A 16,406-nucleotide genomic window follows, 5' to 3' on the forward strand; every position below is an offset into this window, starting at 1 on the left:
ATGATCGACGAATCCGCGCGCCAGGACGGCGCTGCCGGACGCAGGCCGACGATGGCCGATGTGGCGCAGGCGGCCGGGGTCTCCCGGGCCCTGGTCTCACTGGTGTTCCGCAACCAGCCCGGCGCGGGCGAGAGCACGCGGGAGCGGGTGCTGCTGGCCGCCGACCGGCTCGGCTACCGGCCCGACACCGCGGCCCGGATGCTCGCCAGCAGGCGCAGCCGCACGCTCGGCGTGATGCTCACCGTGCACCAGCCCTTCCAGGCCGACCTGGTGGAGGCCATCTACCCGGAGGCCGAGCGGCTGGGCTACGAGGTGCTGCTGTCGGCGACCGCGCCCTCGCGCGACGAGCGGCGCGCGGTGGAGGCGCTGCTGAGCCACCGCTGCGAGGCGCTGCTCCTGCTCGGACCGCGCTCCGAAGCCGCCGACCTGGACGCGCTGGGCCGCCGCGCAGTGGTCACGCTGGTCAGCCGGCGCGCGCCGGAGGCCCGGGTGGACAGCGTCAGCACGGCCGACGAGGCGGGTGTCCGGCAGGCCGTGGAGCATCTCGTCGAGCTGGGGCACCGCGAGATCCTGCACGTCGACGGCGGCGATGGTCCCGGGTCGGCCGAGCGCCGCGAAGCCTACTTCCGAACGATGGCCGCGCACGGCCTCGGCGAGCACGCGCGGGTCCTGCCCGGAGCGCACACGGAGGACGCGGGCGTGGCGGCGGGCAGGTGCCTGCTCGAGGACCCGGCACGGCCGACCGCCGTGCTGGCGGGCAACGACCGGTGCGCCGTCGGTCTGATGCGCACGCTCGCGCGCGCGGGTGTCGCCGTACCCGACGAGATCTCCGTCGTCGGGTACGACGACAGCCACGTCTCCCACCTGGCCCCGGTGGACCTCACCACGATCCGGCAGGACGCCGACCGCATGGCCGAACACTCGGTCCACCTGGCCGTTGGCCGCCTGGAGGACACCGCGAAGGCACCGCGCGAGGTGGTGCTCGACCCCCGACTCGTGATCCGAGGCAGCACCGCCCCGCCGCGGTGAGGCCGGGTGCGAGGTGGGATCAGGTGTTGCTGGGGAAGCCCAGGTCCACGCCGCCGTCGCTGGGGTCGGGCCAGCGGGTGGTGATGACCTTGCCCCGGGTGTAGAAGTGCACGCCGTCGTTGCCGTAGATGTGGTTGTCGCCGAACAGCGAGTCCTTCCATCCGCCGAAGGAGTGGTACCCCACCGGCACCGGGATCGGCACGTTCACCCCGACCATCCCGGCCTGGACCTCCAGCTGGAACCGGCGCGCCGCGCCGCCGTCGCGGGTGAAGATCGCGGTTCCGTTGCCCCAGCGGGAGCTGTTGATCAGCCCGATGGCCTCCTCGTAGCTCTCCGCGCGCACCACGGCCAGCACCGGGCCGAAGATCTCGTCGGCGTAGACGTCCATCTCCGGGGAGACCTTGTCGACCAGGCTCACGCCCGTGAAGAAACCGTCCTCGTGGCCTTCCACGACCAGGTCGGTGCCATCCACGACGACTTCGGCGCCCTGCTCGCGAGCCCTGGGTACGTAGGAGGAGACCTTGTCCCGGTGTTCGGAAGTGATCAGCGGCCCCATCTCCGAGGCCGGGTCGTTGCCCGGGCCGATGGTCAGGTTGCGGGCCCGTTCTGCGATCTTGCCGACCAGTTCATCACCGATCGGATCCACGGCCACCACCACCGAGACCGCCATGCAGCGTTCCCCTGCCGAGCCGTACGCGGCCGAGACCGCGGCGTCGGCGGCCTGGTCGAGGTCGGCGTCGGGCAGCACCAGCATGTGGTTCTTCGCCCCGCCCAGCGCCTGCACCCGCTTGCCGGTCGCGCTCGCGGTGTCGTGCACGTGCTTGGCGATCGGAGTCGATCCGACGAAGCTGACCGCGTCGACCTCCGGGTGCTCCAAGAGCCGGTCGACCGCGGTCTTGTCGCCGTGCACCAGGTTGAGCACGCCCTCGGGAACGCCGGCCTCGTGGGCGAGCTCGACCAGCCGCAGGGTGGCCGAGGGGTCCTTTTCGCTGGGCTTGAGCACGAAGGTGTTCCCGCAGGCCAGGGCGATCGGGAACATCCACATCGGCACCATGGCCGGGAAGTTGAACGGGGTGATGCCCGCGACCACGCCCACCGGTTGGCGGATCGACTCGACGTCGACCCGGGTGGAGACCTGGGTGGAGGTCTCGCCCTTGAGCAGTTGCGGGATGCCGCAGGCCACCTCGACGACCTCCAGCCCGCGAGCGACCTCGCCGAGCGCGTCGGAATGCACCTTTCCGTGCTCGGCGGTGATCAGCTCGGCGATCTCGTCGCGGCGGGCGTTGACCAGCTCGCGGTAGTTGAACAACACCTGGGTGCGCCTGGCCAGCGACGCGGTTCCCCAGGACTGGAAAGCCTTGGATGCGGCCGAAACCGCGGTGTCCACCTCGGACACCGAGGCGAGCGGGACGCGCGCGGTAGCCGTGCCGTTGGCCGGGTTGGTGACCGAGCCGAACCGACCGGAGGTGCCGTCGGCGGGCGCGCCGTTGATGAAGTGCTGGATGTCGTTCACGTGAGTTCCCTCGTGTTTCGTCAAAGGTGGTTCCGGCGAGCCGCGGCCTGATCCTCGTAGCCCTTGCGCGCCTGCTGGGTGCTCTCCCGGGTGGAGACCTCGGCGACCGGCACGTCCCACCACGCCTCGGGTGGCAGCTGCGTCTTGGCCGGATCGGTCTCGACGTAAACGGCGGTGGGCCGCGGGTCCTGGTGGGCTTCGCGCAACGCGGTGCGCAGCTCGTCGCCGGTGTTCGCGCGCAGCGTCCGCATGCCCAGGCTCTCGGCGTTGGCGGCCAGGTCCACCGGTAGCGGTTCGCCGGTGAAGGTGCCGTCGTCGTCCCGGTAGCGGTAGGCGGTGCCGAAGCGTTCGCCGCCGACCTTGTCCGACAGCCCGCCGATCGAGGCGTAGCCGTGGTTCTGCACCAGCACGAGGTTGATCTTGATGCCCTCCTGCACGGCGGTGACCAGCTCGGTGGGCATCATCAGGTAGGTCCCGTCGCCGACCAGCGCGAACACCTCGCGCGAGGGGTCGGCGAGCCGGGCGCCGATGGCCGCCGGGATCTCGTATCCCATGCAGGAGTAGCCGTACTCGACGTGGTACTGCTTGGGATCCTTGGCGCGCCAGAGCTTGTTGAGGTCCTCGGGCATCGACCCGGCGGCGTTGACCACCACGTCGCGGTCGTCGAGCACCTCGTCGAGCGCGCCCAGCACCTCGGCCTGCCCGGGCCGCTCCTGCCCGCTAGCCGCGCGGGTGGTTCGGTCGATGATCTCGGCCCAGCGGCGCGCGCCCTCCCGGTGCTCACCGACGTAGGACTCCGCGACCCGGTGCCCCTCGAGGGTCTCGGCGAGCTGGTGCAGGGTGCTCCGGGCATCGCCGATCACCGGGATCGCGGCCTGCTTGTGCGCGTCGATCGAGGCGATGTTGGCGTTGACGAAGCGCACCTGCGGGTTGGCGAACAGGGTGCGCGAGGCGGTGGTGAAGTCCGAGTACCGGGTGCCGACGCCGATCACGAGGTCGGCCTGCCGAGCCAGCTCGTCGGAGACCTCGGTGCCGGTGTGCCCGATGGAGCCCAGCGCGCACGGGTGGTCGTGGTGCAACGATCCCCGCCCCGCTTGCGTCTCGGCGACCGGGATGCCGGTGCGCTCGGCCAGTTCGGCGAGTTCCCGCTCGGCACCGCTGTGGTGCACTCCCCCGCCCGCGATGATCAGCGGCCGCTGCGCGTCGCGGATCGCCTCGGCGGCCTCGGCCACCGAGCGCGGGTCGGCGCCCGGACGGTGCACCCGCCAGACGCGCTCGGCGAAGAAGTCCTCCGGCCAGTCGAAGGCCTCCGCCTGCACGTCCTGCGGCAGCGCCAGGGTCACCGCACCGGTCTCCACCGGGTCGGTGAGCACCCGCATGGCCTCCAGCGCGGAGGGCATCAGCGCCTCGGGCCGCCAGATGCGGTCGAAGTAGCGCGACACGGGACGCAGGCAGTCGTTGACGGAGATGTCCTTGGCGTGCGGAACCTCCAGCTGCTGCAGCACCGGGTCGGCGGGCCGCGTCGCGAACACGTCGCCGGGCAGCAGCAGGACCGGCAGGTGGTTGATGGTGGCCAGGGCGGCGCCGGTGACCAGGTTGGTCGCGCCCGGGCCGATCGAGGTGGCGCACGCGTAGGTCGACATCCGGTTGCGCTGGCGGGCGTAGCCGACGGCCGCGTGGACCATCGACTGCTCGTTGCGGCCCTGCAGGTAGGGCATCTGCTCGCCGGACTCCAGCAGCGCCTGCCCGACGCCGGCCACGTTGCCGTGCCCGAAGATGCCCCAGCAACCGGCGATCAGCCGCTGGCGCTCCCCGTCGCGCTCGGTGTGCTGGTTGGCCAGGAAGCGCAGCAGCGCCTGCGCCACGGTCAGCCTGTGGGTGGTCATCGTCCCTCCGTGCTCTCCTGCGGCGCGCGGTACAGCGGCAGCCGCGGGTCCACCGGCTGCTGCTCCCACGTGCCGCGCACCCATGCGTGCGCCGGGTCGTCGCAGATCAGCCAGGCGCGGTCCGGCGAGGGACCGGCCATGACGTTGAGGTAGTACATGTCGTAACCGGGAACGGCCATCGACGGGCCGTGCCAGCCGTCCGGGATGAGCACGACGTCGCCGCTGCGCACCTCGGCGAGGACGTCGGTGTCGCTGTCCGGGCCGGACGGGTAGACGCGCTGGTAGCCCACGCCGGGATTGCCGCCACCGTCGCCGATCTCGAAGTAGTAGATCTCCTCGAGCTCGGCCTCGCCCTCGCGGTCCTCGTCGTGCTTGTGCGGCGGGAACGACGACCAGTTGCCGGACGGGGTGAGCACTTCGACGGCGATGAGCCGGTCGGCCTCGAAGACGTGCGCGGCGCCGAAGTTGTTGACCTGCCTGCTCATCTGTCCGGCCCCGCGCAGCTCGACCGGCACGCCGGAGTCCGGGCCGTAGCGGGCGGGCAGCCGGTTCTCGCAGCGGGCGCCGGTCAGCGCGAACCGGCCTCCGGTGTCACTGCTGATCCGCACTTGTGCGTCCCTGGGCACGTAGGCGAAGTCGGTCACTCCTTCGAAAACGCTCTTGCGCCCGGCCAGTTCGAATGTCTCGTCGTCGCATTCCACCGCGCAGCTACCGGAAAGCGGTAGCACGATCCACTCGCTGTCCGCAGTGGACATCTGGTGCTCCTCGCCCTCGGCGAGTTCGAGCACTCGCAACGAGGAATAACCCCAACCCGCCTGTTCGGGGTCGACGTACGTGCAGTACCGATCACGCGCGGTGCTCCCCGCCGGGTAGTAGAAGCTCTTCTCGGTCAACGCTCGTCCTCCAAGATCTGGATCGGGGTACCGCGGTCCGCCGTTGCGGTCACAGCAGCTCGACGGCGGTATCGACGGCGCCTGCCACATCGTCGTCGTGCGGGTACAGCAATGTCCGTCCGACGACCAGACCACGCACGTTCGGCAGTTGCAGAGCCTTGTGCCAGCGCGCGTGGGTTGCCGCTGCGTCGGTCGACACCTCGCCGCCAAGTAGGACGGCGGGCAACGTGCTGGCTTCCAGTGCTTGACCGATGTTGTCCATGTCGTCGACGACCGGCACTTTCAGCCAGGTGTAGGCCGAGGTTCCACCGAGTCCGGACGCGATCGCGATGGAGCGGGCCACCGCGTCCGCGGAGAGGTCGTTGCGCACCTTGCCGTTCACGCGGTGCGAGATGAACGGCTCGACCATCGCCATCAGCCCCCGGTCGGCGAGGTCGTTGACCGCGTTCGCCGCACCGCACATGGTGTTCAGCGAACCCGGATCGTTCGTGTCCAGGCGCAGCAGCAGCTTGCCGGAGTCGAAGCGCAACCGCTCCAGGTCCACCGCGCGATGTCCGGTGAACCGGTCATCGAGCTCGAAGGACGCGCCGGCCAGACCGCCGCGGTTCATCGACCCGACGACGACCTTGTTCTCCAGCGCTCCGAGCAGCAGCAGGTCCTCGAGGATGTCGGCGGTGCCGAGCACACCGTCCACCCCCGGACGCTGCAGCGCGATGCATAGCCGCTCCAGCAGGTCCGCGCGATTGGCCATCGCCAGCGGGTTACCGCCGGCGCCCAGCGCACCGCGGGCAGGATGGTCGGCAGCCACGATCATCATGCGGCCGGATTCGCCGAGCAGGGGACGCCGCGTTCGCACCGCAGCGGCTTCCGCGATCGCCTCGGGGCGCGTCGCGCGCACTCGGGTCAGTTCGGTGATGCTCAAGTCAGTCACTGTTCTCACTCTCAGGCAGCTCGGGCGCGTTCAGGACTCGGCGGAAGCGAGTCCCGACTCGACTTCGTGCTCGTAGGGCATCGCCGATGAGCACGCCAGCCGGGAGGCGACCAGAGCTCCGGCCGCATTCGCGAACCGCATGGTCCGCTCCAGTTCCCAACCGTTGAGCAGGCCGTGGCACAGCGCGCCGCCGAACGCATCGCCCGCACCCAACCCGTTGACCACATCGACCGGCACCGGTGGCGCCACGACTTCGGCATCGCGAGTCCGGGCGAGAACGCCCTTCGGACCTTGCTTGATGACGGCGAGCTCGACGCCCGCCTCCAGCAGCAGCTCCGCGGCCTTCTCCGGATCGCGGCTGCCAACCGCGCGCTCGACCTCGTCGAGGTTGCCGACCGCGACGGTGACGTGCGGCAATGCCTCGCGGTACCAGCTGCGAGCCTCTTCGTGGTCCGGCCAGAACATCGGCCGCCAGTCCAAGTCGAACACCGTGGTGCCGCGCTTGGCCCGGCGCCGCAGCGCGGCAAGCGTCGCCGACCGGCTGGGCTCCTCTGCCAGACCGGTGCCGGTCATCCAGAAGATGCGCGCCGCGGCGATGGAGTCGTAGTCCAGTTCGTCGGGATGGATCTCCAGATCCGGTGCCTTCGGCCGGCGATAGAAGTAGAGCGGGAAGTCGTCCGGCGGGAACAGCTCGCAGAAGGTCACCGGTGTCGGGTACTGCTCGACATCGCTGACCCACCGGTCATCGACCTCGAATCCTCGCAACGCCTGGTGAACGTACTCGCCGAAGGGGTCGGCGCCGGTGCGGCTGATCACGGCGCTGCGATGTCCGAGCCGCGCGGCCGCGACCGCCACATTGGTCGCGGTGCCGCCGAGGTACTTGCCGAACGATTCGACCTGCGGCAAGGGCACCCCGGTCTGCAGCGGGTAGATGTCCACCCCGATCCGGCCCATCGTGATGACGTCGAACTGATTACTCATAGCGGAGACCTCCATGGAGAGCGTCGGCCGAGGTGAACGGCCGGAGCACCGGGTTACCCCTTGTCTACTGCGCCGAGCGAATGGATGTCAATACTTTGTCCTGACATACTTACCTTAAAAGGTTGGTTGGTCTTGATACCGTATGGTCGTGACCACGACAAAGCACCACCGATCCGCAGGATCCCCCTGGGACCCGGCCACCCAGATCTCCGTCGACCACCGCACACCGGTGCCGCTCTACTACCAGGTGGCCAGCCAGATCGAGGAAGCCATCGACTCCGGTGCGCTGCCCGTCGGCGCGCGCCTGGACAACGAGGTCGACCTGGCCACCCAGCTCGGCCTGTCCCGGCCGACGATCCGGCAGGCGATCGGTTCCCTGGTCGACAAGGGCCTGGTGGTGCGCAAGCGCGGAGCGGGCACCCAGGTGGTATTCAACCGGGTCAAGCGGTCCCTCGAGCTGAGCAGCCTGTTCGACGACCTCTCCCGGATCGACCAGCAGCCGAGCACCAGAGTCCTGGTCAACGAGGTGATCACGCCGTCCGCCGAGATCGCGCACATCCTCGGGATCTCCGAGCGGGACAAGGCGCTTCACCTGAAGCGAGTCCGCTCCGCTCGGGGCGAACCGATCGCGCAGCTGCAGAACTACCTGCCTGCAGGGCTGATCGAACCGACCGACGAACTCCTCGAAGAACACGGCCTCTACCAGCTGCTGCGCGCAGCCGGGGTGCAACTCCACGCAGCGCAGCAGACGATCGGTGCCCGAGTCGCCGCCGAAGCCGAGGCGGACCTGCTCGACGAACCGACCGGCGCAGCACTGCTGACCATGGAACGCACCACCTACGACCAAGCGGGCAAGGTCGTCGAGTACGGCGCCCACGTCTACCGAGCCTCGCGCTATTCCTTCGACCTCTCCCTCCGCGGCGACACCTGAACCCAAGCTCGCGGCAAAGCGACTCCAACACCATGGTCGCTCCGGCCATCGGTTTGCCGTCGCTCCCGGTCGTCACATTCGGGGAGGGCCTGATCAGCGGCGACAGCCGTCGGCACTTCACCAGCAACGCCCCCTGGCAGTAGCGCGGTGTCGCTGGTGCAGGCGCCGCGCCGGGCGTGGTTCGACGACGAGTTCACCAATCCGCACCCACGACACGTACCTCGCCGCACGAAGCCATACGACCCACTGCTACACCAGGTCAACGCCAGCGACAGGCCTCACCGACGACCAGGCCGGCAACGACGAACGTGGCGACCATCGCCAGAATGCCCAGGACCTTCCCCCGCTCGCCAAGCGAAGCCCGCATCTCGAGCAGAGCGGTGGCGTCCACATCGACTCACGTGGCGGCTTCGGGAGTCTCGGTGCGACTTCGCGTGAGCGTGTCGGCCACGGACTTGCGCAGCCCGTCAGCGGGACGCGGTTGCCGATGGGAAGCCCGGTGCGCGAATCGACGGGGGCGCGCTCCGAATTCCGGCTCTGCTAACTCCCGCGCGGCGGCTTGGCACGCAGTCGACCTTCAGCCCGAGCGCTTCGGCTGCGGCCTCTGCCCGGTGTGCACGAAACCGAGCTGTACCCACGCATGGCCGGGGCACCGTCATCTCCCGCCAGTGCACAACCCGCGCACCACACTGATCGACACCGCACGCGACACGCTCGCAACCGCAGCTCAATGGCGGCTACCTCGTGGTGCCTGCTGAGCAGATGTGATGGCCTCAGTGCGCGGTAATTGACAGATGCGTCATGGAGCATCCGTCACTAGCGAGGTGCCGATGTCTGCCGCCACCCGGGATGGTTACGACGTCACCCGTGCGCAGTGGGTGAACGCCTTCGCCGTCTTCATAGGACCCCGCGCCGTTGATCAGGATAAGAACCTGGTCGGAATCGTGCGTATGCCATACCGTCCCGGCATCAGCATCGAACGTGGTGGACATGACGTTGAGTTCGCCCGCGGCGTGAGCTTGGTGCGCGATTCGGGCCCGGACGGTGCCGTAGAACATGGGCTGGTCGCTGCAGTCGACCTCGTCTACGTCGCCCTGCCGATCTTCCCGTCCCGGTCGGCGGCGGCCAGCAGCCTCTGGTGGATCTGATCCCAGGTGCCGTCGCCGGCGAGGTTCCGATGCCACCGCCACACGGTCTGCCACGGCCCGAACTCCCGAGGCAGGTCACGCCACGCGATCCCGCACCGATACCGGTAGATGATGCCCTCGACGATCATCCGCGCGTCCGAGAACGGGCGAAACATCCCCGCACACGTTGCGCGTACGGCCACACATCCTGCGTAACCGCGCACGAGCGAGAGCACCGGCAAGCGTGTTCAAACGTTTGAAATCTGGATTCAAACGTTTGAGTGACCTACGTTCTTGGGAGCTGACTCAACGGAGAGGGCTTCGACGATGACCAACGTGCGCAGCGCTCGGGAGAGCGCACCGGTGCGCGCCTTCGGGTGGCGCGATCGCCTCGGCTACATGTTCGGCGATCTCGGCAACGACTTCACCTTCATCTTCGCCTCGGCTTACCTGACCGTGTACTACACCAACGTCGCCGGGCTCCACGCCGCGCACGTGGGCACCATCTTCCTCGTCGCCCGGCTGCTCGACGCGTTCACCGACGTCGGGTGGGGGCGTTTCCTCGACCGGCACGCGCCCGGGCGCGGTGGCCGCTTCCGCCCGTGGATCGGTCGGATGGCAATTCCGGTGGCCGTGGCGAGCGCGCTGATGTACGCGCCGTTCATCTCTGAGTGGGCCTACCCAGCAAAGCTCGGCTACGCCGTGATCACCTACCTGCTGTGGGGGTCGATCTGCTACACGACGACCAACATCTCCTACGGATCGATGGTGTCGGTCATCAGCGATGACCCCGAGCACCGCGCATCGCTGTCGGTGTTCCGCGGGTTCGGCGCCAACGGTGCCGGGTTGATCGTCTCCCTCGTACCACCGCTGTTCATCTACGCGACGATCGACGGCGAGTCGCGGGCGATGCCCGCGCAGTTCTTCGGGACCGCGGTGGTGTTCGCGGTCCTGGCCGCCGCGTCCTACCTGCTGTGCTTCGCCGGAGTGCGGGAGCGGGTCACCGCACCCGAGCCAACCGAACGGCGCAGCTTCGCCCGGCTGCTCCGGGTGCTCGCCAGCAGTCGGCCGCTGCTGGTGGTCGTCGTCGCGAACATCGTCATCATGCTGGCCAGCTTGTTCGTCTCGACGATGGCCGCCTACCTGTGGCTCTACCACTTCAACGATGGCGGGATGTCGGGCCCCGCGCAGCTGGCGATGTACGTGCCCGGGCTGCTGCTGGCGCCGATCGCGGTCCGCGTCGCCTCGAGGTACGGCAAGAAGGAAGTACTGATCACGGCCCTGTTCGGCGCCGCAGCTGTCTATCTCCTGCTGTACGCGCTGCAGATCACAGACCCGTGGATGTACATCGCGCTGAACCTGCTGGGCGGTTTCGGCATCGGGTTCTACAACCTGCTCGTCTGGGCGGTGATCGCTGACGTGATCGACGCCGAGGAAGTTCGCAGCGGCGAGCGCGACGACGGCTCGGTCTACGCGATCAACACCTGGGCCCGCAAGGTCGGCCAGGCCGTCTCCGGCGGTCTCGGCGGTTACGCGCTCGCCTTCGTCGGGTTCCAGTCCGGGCAGAACGCTCAGTCCGAGACGACCGTCGACGGGATCTACGCGCTGTCCACGCTGGTGCCCGGAGCCCTCTTCGCCGCCGCGGCCACCGTCCTGGTGCTGTTCCCGCTCAACCGCGGGCGGGTGCTCTCCAACGGCGCCGAGCTCGAGGCCCGTCGGGCTGCCCGGCGCACCGAGGAGGCCTGATGCGACCCACGCTCAAGAACGTCGCCGAGCGCGCCGGGGTTTCGGTCTCGACGGTCTCCTACGCCCTCAACGACTCGTCGAACGTCGCTCTCGCCGCCGATACCCGCGCGCGGGTGCGACGGATCGCGAAGGAGCTGGGCTACATCCCCAACAGCGTGGCCCAGTCGCTGCGCTCGCGGACCAGTCGCAGCGTCGGAATGCTGGTGACCAAGCCGCTGACCAATCCCCGCTTCGCCGCGATCGTGCAGGGCGCCAGCGCCGCTCTGGCCGCGCAGCGCACACACCTCGCGATCCTGGCAGACCCGTTCGGCGGCGCCTATCTCGAGGACTACCGCAGCGGGCGCCTCGACGGGCTGGTGTTCGTGGGGCACGACGACGAGTCGGTTCCGGCACCCTTCGTGACGGCGGCCGACGAGGAAGGACTACCCCTGGTCGCGTTGGACTGCGGGCCGCCCGGGGACACGATCGCCTTTTCCACAGTGGACTTCGACTACGCGCTCGGAGCGTGGCAGATGATCGAACACATTGCCGGCCGCGGGTTCCGCCTGGTGCTGCACGTGCAGCCCGAGGTCTCCTCGCGCGCCGACCGGCAGCGCGAACAGGCCGTGCTGCGGGCGTTGGCCGAGCATCCCTCGTTGTCCCTGAGCGTGGTCTCCACGGGTCTGACCGACGACATGCTGCGGGAGTTCGAGGCAGATCCCGCGCGCTCCGGCGATCACGCACGGGGGGTCGCCCAGCGGGTTGGCAGCGCAATCACGGGCATGCGCGTGCCCGCGGAGGATATCGCGGTCCTGTGCTCCTGGGGCGCCGACGTCGAAGCGGTGATGTCGGCTCGCCCGGTCCGCGAGCGAGGCATCTTCGTCGGGGCGCTGGCCGGTGGGACACCCTCTCCGAGCATCTGGCCGAACCTCGTCTACTCCCGGCTTCCGCTGCAGAAGGCCGGAGCGGAGAGCGCGCGGCTGCTGATGCAGGAGGTCAACGGCGGTCCGCGCGAGCACCTCGTGCTCGAACCCGAACCGGACTTCCCCTGACATACGGCCGTTCCGACGGCATCGAACATCAGAAGGCAGGAATGGTGGCACGCACGAACGTAATCTTCATCATGTCCGACGACCACGCGGCGCATGCGATCTCGGCCTACGGGAGCCGGGTCAACCGGACCCCGAACCTGGACCGGATCGCCGACGAGGGCGCGCGGATGGACGCGGTGTACTGCACCAACGCGATCTGCAGCCCGTCGCGCGCGACGATCCTCACGGGCACCTACAGCCACGTCAACGGCGTCTCGTCGATCTGGACCGAGATGGATTACCGAGTCCCGACGTTCATCGACGCGCTGCGCGGGAGCGGTTACGCCACGGCGATGTTCGGCAAGTGGCACCTCGGCGAGGGCGGCGCTTCGCTGCCGCGCGGTTTCGACTCCTGGAAGATCTTCCCGGGCCAGGGTGACTACGTCGATCCGGAGATGATCGACGAGAACGGCTCGGCGGAGGTCTCGGGATACGCCACCGACATCGTCACCGATCTGGCCATCGACTGGATCGACGAGCGGGACGAGGACGAGCCGTTCTGCATGATGGTCCACCACAAGGCCCCGCACCGGCCGTGGGTTCCCGACGAGAAACACCGGCATCTCTACGCCGACGGGAACATCCCGGAGCCGGAAACCTTCTTCGACGACCACGCCACCCGAAGCAAGGCGGTGCGCGGGGTGCACATGACGATCGCCGACGACATGGGCGCCGAAGACCTCAAAACCGAGGTCCCCGAACGGCTACGCGGGCCGGCGAACCGCGAGGCGCGGATGCGCTGGAAGTATCAGATCTACATGCGCGATTACCTGCAGTGCATCCAGTCGATCGACGACAACGTCGGACGACTGCTCGACCGCCTCGACGAGCGCGGACTCACCGACAACACCCTCGTCATCTACACCTCCGACCAGGGTTTCTTCCTGGGCGATCACGGCTGGTTCGACAAGCGGTTGATGTTCGACCAGTCGCTGCAGATGCCGATGCTGATCCGCTGGCCCGAGCAGATCGAGGCCGGCAGCCGGTGCGACTCGATCATCACCAACGCCGACTTCGCCGCGACCTTCCTGGAGGCCTGCGGCGTCGAGGCCGCCGAAGCGCTGCCGACCTCGCAGGGCCGCAGCTTCCTGCCGCTGCTGCGCGGCGAGCGGGTCGAGGACTGGCCGGACGCCGCCTACTACCGGTACTGGGAGCACGACGACCCGATCCACAACGCACCGGCGCACTACGGAATCCGGACCGCCGAGCACAAGCTCATCTACTACTACGGCGCGGGTTTGGGCGTGCCCGGAGCCTCAGAGCGGGTGTTCGAGCCCGAGTGGGAGCTCTACGACCTCCGCGACGACCCGGCCGAGCTCAACAACCTCGCCGACGACCCGGCCTACGCCGAGATCCGTCGCGAGCTCGAGGAGAAGCTGGCCGCCTACCAGCGCCACTACCGCGACGAGCCCTATGCCGGGCCCGGAACTCCCCGCCCGGAATGGGGACCGCACGACGCCGAACTGCTGACCAGGGTCGAGGAGTACGTCGCCAACATCCGTGCGACGAGCTGACTTCTCAGATGGGAGACGCTGCATGACTGCCACCGACGAGCACGAGCTGTCCCGGGTGAACGGGCTGCTCGACGAGCTGAACCTGGAGGACAAGGTCCGGGTGCTGACGGGGCGGAACTTCTGGACGACCTGGCCGATCGAGAAGATCGGCCTGCGCCGGATGCTGGTCTCGGACGGCCCCAGCGGGGTCCGCGGGGAGGTGTGGGACGAGCGCTCGCCGTCGCTGAACCTACCCTCCGCGACCTCGTTGTCGTCGTCCTGGGACACCGGCATCGCTGCCCGCTACGGCGCCGTCGCCGCCGCGGAGGCGCGCCGCAAGGGCGTCGACGTGGTGCTGGGTCCGACGATCAACCTGCAGCGATCCCCGCTCGGCGGCAGGCACTTCGAGGCGTTCAGCGAGGACCCGCTCCTCACCGCTCACCTGGCCGCCGCCTACGTGCGCGGTCTCCAGGACAACGGCGTCGGAGCCACGCCCAAGCACTACGTGGCCAACGACTTCGAGACCGACCGGTTCACCGTCGACGTGCGGGTGAGCGACCGCGCGCTCCGCGAGATCTACTTGCGGGCCTTCGAAGACGCGGTCGTGCACGAGCGGGCGTGGCTGGTGATGAGCGCCTACAACTCGATCAACGGCGTCACGGCCACGGAGAACCCGCTGCTGGAAACGCCGCTGAACGACGAGTGGGGCTTCGACGGCGTGGTGATCAGTGACTGGACCGCGGTGCGCAGCCTGGAGAGCGCCGAGCACGCGCAGGACCTGGTGATGCCCGGGCCGGACGGACCCTGGGGGAACGCGCTGGTCGAGGCCGTGCGCCGCGGCGAGATCGACGAAGCGGTGATCGACCGCAAGGTGCGCCGCATCCTGCTGCTCGCCGCGCGCGTGGGGGCGCTGGAGGGCTTCGAACCCGTGCGCGAGCGACCGGCGCGCCATGACGACGTGGCGTTCGCCCGGGAGGCCGCCGTCGAGGGCTCGGTGCTGCTGGCGAACGACGGCGTCCTGCCACTGGCCGATCCGTCCCGGCTGGCGGTGATCGGCCACAACGCCCTGCACGCGCGCACCCAGGGCGGCGGCAGCGCCACGGTGCTGCCCGAGCGGGTCGTCTCGCCGCTGGAGGGCATCCGGTCGGCGTTCCCGAACGCCGAGGTGTCCTACTCGCTGGGCGCGATCGTGCAGGAGGGCCTGGCCGAGCTGGACCGCGACGCGATGCGCAATCCCGCCACCGGAGGTCCCGGCGCCCGCGTCGAGATGCTGGACGCGGGCGGAGCCGTGCTGTTCTCCGAGGATCGGTTGGCCAGCGGCCTGGTCTACTTCGGCGGCGACGCGCCGATCGGCGAGATGACCAGCGTGGTATTCGAAACCGACTACACGCCGGCTGAATCCGGCCCGCAACGGATCGGGTTCGCCTCGGTGGGCACCGGCCGCATCCTCGTCGACGACGAGCTGTTCACCGAGCAGACCTCCCAGGCCGTCGGCGACGACTTGGGCGCGGCGTTCCTGTCCCCGCCCGCGGTGTCAGTCCCGGTCCAGCTCGAGGCCGCGCGCGCCGTGCGGATCCGCGTCGAGTTCACCCCGCAGCACATGTCCGACGAGCTCGGCAACGCCATGAGCATCACCATCGGGACCGAACCGGCCGAGGTCGACGCCGAGGAGCTCATCGCGCGGGCCGCCCGGGCGGCTGCCGAGGCCGAGGTCGCCGTGGTCGTGGTGGGCACCAACTCGCGGGTCGAGTCCGAGGGCTACGACCGCACCGACCTGGCGCTGCCGGGACGCCAGGACGACCTGGTGCGGGCCGTGCTCGCGGCCAACTCGCGCACGATCGTGCTGGTCAACTCCGGATCACCAGTCCTGCTGCCGTGGCGGGAGGACGCCGCTGCCATCATGCTCAACTACTTCGGCGGCCAGGAGTACGGGGCCGGCGTCGGCGATGTCCTCACCGGCGCCCGCGAGCCCGGCGGCCGACTGCCCACCACCTGGCCCGCCACGCTGGAGGGCGTACCTGTGCTCGACGTCTCCCCCACCGACGGCGTCGTCAGCTACGACGAGGGCATCCACATCGGCTACCGCGCATGGCTGCGCGCGGGAACCGAGCCCGCTTACCCGTTCGGCTACGGGCTCGGCTACACCACCTGGGAAATCGCGGAGGTGACCAGCACTGACTTCACCGCGGGCGTTGCCACGGTCGCTCTGACAGCGCGCAACACCGGAACCCGCGCGGGCAAGCACGTCGTGCAGGTCTACGCCTCCCGCCCCGGCTCCACGATCGATCGCCCTGTGCGCTGGCTAGTCGGCTTTACCACCGTCCGAGCCGAAGCCGGCGAGTCGGTGCGCGTGGAGATTCCCGTTCAGAAGCGCGACCTCGCGCACTGGGACGAGGGCTGGCACCTCGAACCCGGCGAGTACGTCCTGCACGTCGGGCCCAACGTCCTCGACATCACCGAAACCACGACCGTCCAGGTTTAGCAACGTCAGACGCCTCGTGCCGCAGGAGACAGCGCGCACGATCAACAGCCGATCGTCCGGGACAGACCAGCACGTCCCGGACGATCGGCAGCCCTCAACCAGCACCCGTGACCAGATCGGGGCAGGACGAGACAACCAACAGCGCCCCACCGACCACGAAACCCACAAAATTGCTGGTCACTAGCCCTGCAGCCGATGTCCCGCCGCACTGTCCCGACACCCGCGCGTCGGGACAACTCGGGACACCCGCGGCACGCGAGGTCAGCTCGCCTCAGGCAGCCGGAGCCGTGTGGTTAGTGCGCAACTCGCCCCTCCGACACGCAC

Annotated in this window: 13 protein-coding genes; 6 read left to right on the forward strand and 7 right to left on the reverse strand. The window is 69.2% G+C overall.

Going from position 1 to position 16,406, the window contains the following annotated elements:
* Complete coding sequence (locus ABD289_RS20415) at positions 1 to 1,029, forward strand: LacI family DNA-binding transcriptional regulator (protein WP_344135280.1); 1,029 nt, start codon at positions 1 to 3, stop codon at positions 1,027 to 1,029.
* 19 nt (positions 1,030 to 1,048) lie between these two features.
* Here ABD289_RS20415 and ABD289_RS20420 read toward each other — a convergent pair whose 3' ends face one another.
* From ABD289_RS20420 to iolC, 5 genes are read right to left on the reverse strand one after another with little or no spacing between them, the layout of a single operon-like run.
* Entirely contained in the window at positions 1,049 to 2,542 is a 1,494-nt protein-coding gene (locus ABD289_RS20420) for a CoA-acylating methylmalonate-semialdehyde dehydrogenase (protein ID WP_344135286.1), read from the reverse strand.
* A 20-nt stretch (positions 2,543 to 2,562) separates the two neighbouring features.
* The gene (iolD, locus tag ABD289_RS20425) at positions 2,563 to 4,428 is read right to left on the reverse strand and encodes a 3D-(3,5/4)-trihydroxycyclohexane-1,2-dione acylhydrolase (decyclizing) (RefSeq protein ID WP_344135289.1); all 1,866 of its coding nucleotides are present in this window, start codon (positions 4,426 to 4,428) and stop codon (positions 2,563 to 2,565) included.
* Complete coding sequence (gene iolB, locus ABD289_RS20430) at positions 4,425 to 5,321, reverse strand: 5-deoxy-glucuronate isomerase (RefSeq protein WP_344135292.1); 897 nt, start codon at positions 5,319 to 5,321, stop codon at positions 4,425 to 4,427. The genes iolD and iolB overlap by 4 nt, the downstream gene beginning before the upstream one ends.
* A 49-nt stretch (positions 5,322 to 5,370) precedes the next feature.
* Entirely contained in the window at positions 5,371 to 6,252 is an 882-nt protein-coding gene (locus ABD289_RS20435; protein ID WP_344135295.1) for a Cgl0159 family (beta/alpha)8-fold protein, read from the reverse strand.
* A 30-nt stretch (positions 6,253 to 6,282) separates the two neighbouring features.
* On the reverse strand, positions 6,283 to 7,233 hold the full coding sequence (gene iolC, locus ABD289_RS20440; protein WP_344135298.1) for a 5-dehydro-2-deoxygluconokinase: 951 nt from the start codon (positions 7,231 to 7,233) through the stop codon (positions 6,283 to 6,285).
* 148 nt (positions 7,234 to 7,381) lie between these two features.
* Here iolC and ABD289_RS20445 point away from each other — a divergent pair, with 148 nt between their 5' ends.
* Entirely contained in the window at positions 7,382 to 8,164 is a 783-nt protein-coding gene (locus ABD289_RS20445) for a GntR family transcriptional regulator (RefSeq protein WP_344135301.1), read from the forward strand.
* A gap of 773 nt (positions 8,165 to 8,937) precedes the next feature.
* Here the strand turns inward: ABD289_RS20445 and ABD289_RS25395 are convergent.
* Positions 8,938 to 9,222, reverse strand: a complete 285-nt coding sequence (locus tag ABD289_RS25395) for a cupin domain-containing protein (RefSeq protein WP_425564750.1) — start codon at positions 9,220 to 9,222, stop codon at positions 8,938 to 8,940.
* Positions 9,223 to 9,248: 26 nt separating this feature from the next.
* Entirely contained in the window at positions 9,249 to 9,467 is a 219-nt protein-coding gene (locus ABD289_RS25400; RefSeq protein ID WP_425564751.1) for a transposase, read from the reverse strand.
* 151 nt (positions 9,468 to 9,618) lie between these two features.
* Between ABD289_RS25400 and ABD289_RS20455 the strand changes: the two genes are divergently transcribed.
* From ABD289_RS20455 to ABD289_RS20470, 4 genes are read left to right on the forward strand one after another with little or no spacing between them, the layout of a single operon-like run.
* Positions 9,619 to 11,037: an MFS transporter gene (locus ABD289_RS20455; protein WP_344135307.1), complete on the forward strand. Its 1,419-nt coding sequence runs from the start codon at positions 9,619 to 9,621 to the stop codon at positions 11,035 to 11,037.
* A complete protein-coding gene (locus ABD289_RS20460; protein ID WP_344135310.1) occupies positions 11,037 to 12,068 on the forward strand; it encodes a LacI family DNA-binding transcriptional regulator in 1,032 nt (343 codons plus the stop codon). The genes ABD289_RS20455 and ABD289_RS20460 overlap by 1 nt, the downstream gene beginning before the upstream one ends.
* Before the next feature lie 41 nt (positions 12,069 to 12,109).
* Positions 12,110 to 13,621 (forward strand): sulfatase family protein, encoded by a 1,512-nt coding sequence (locus ABD289_RS20465; protein ID WP_344135313.1) that lies wholly within the window; start codon positions 12,110 to 12,112, stop codon positions 13,619 to 13,621.
* A 22-nt stretch (positions 13,622 to 13,643) separates the two neighbouring features.
* Positions 13,644 to 16,082: a glycoside hydrolase family 3 protein gene (locus tag ABD289_RS20470; protein WP_344135316.1), complete on the forward strand. Its 2,439-nt coding sequence runs from the start codon at positions 13,644 to 13,646 to the stop codon at positions 16,080 to 16,082.
* Positions 16,083 to 16,406 lie beyond the last annotated feature (324 nt).

The organism is Saccharopolyspora halophila, assembly GCF_039531955.1.
Taxonomy (GTDB): Bacteria; Actinomycetota; Actinomycetes; order Mycobacteriales; family Pseudonocardiaceae; genus Saccharopolyspora; species Saccharopolyspora halophila.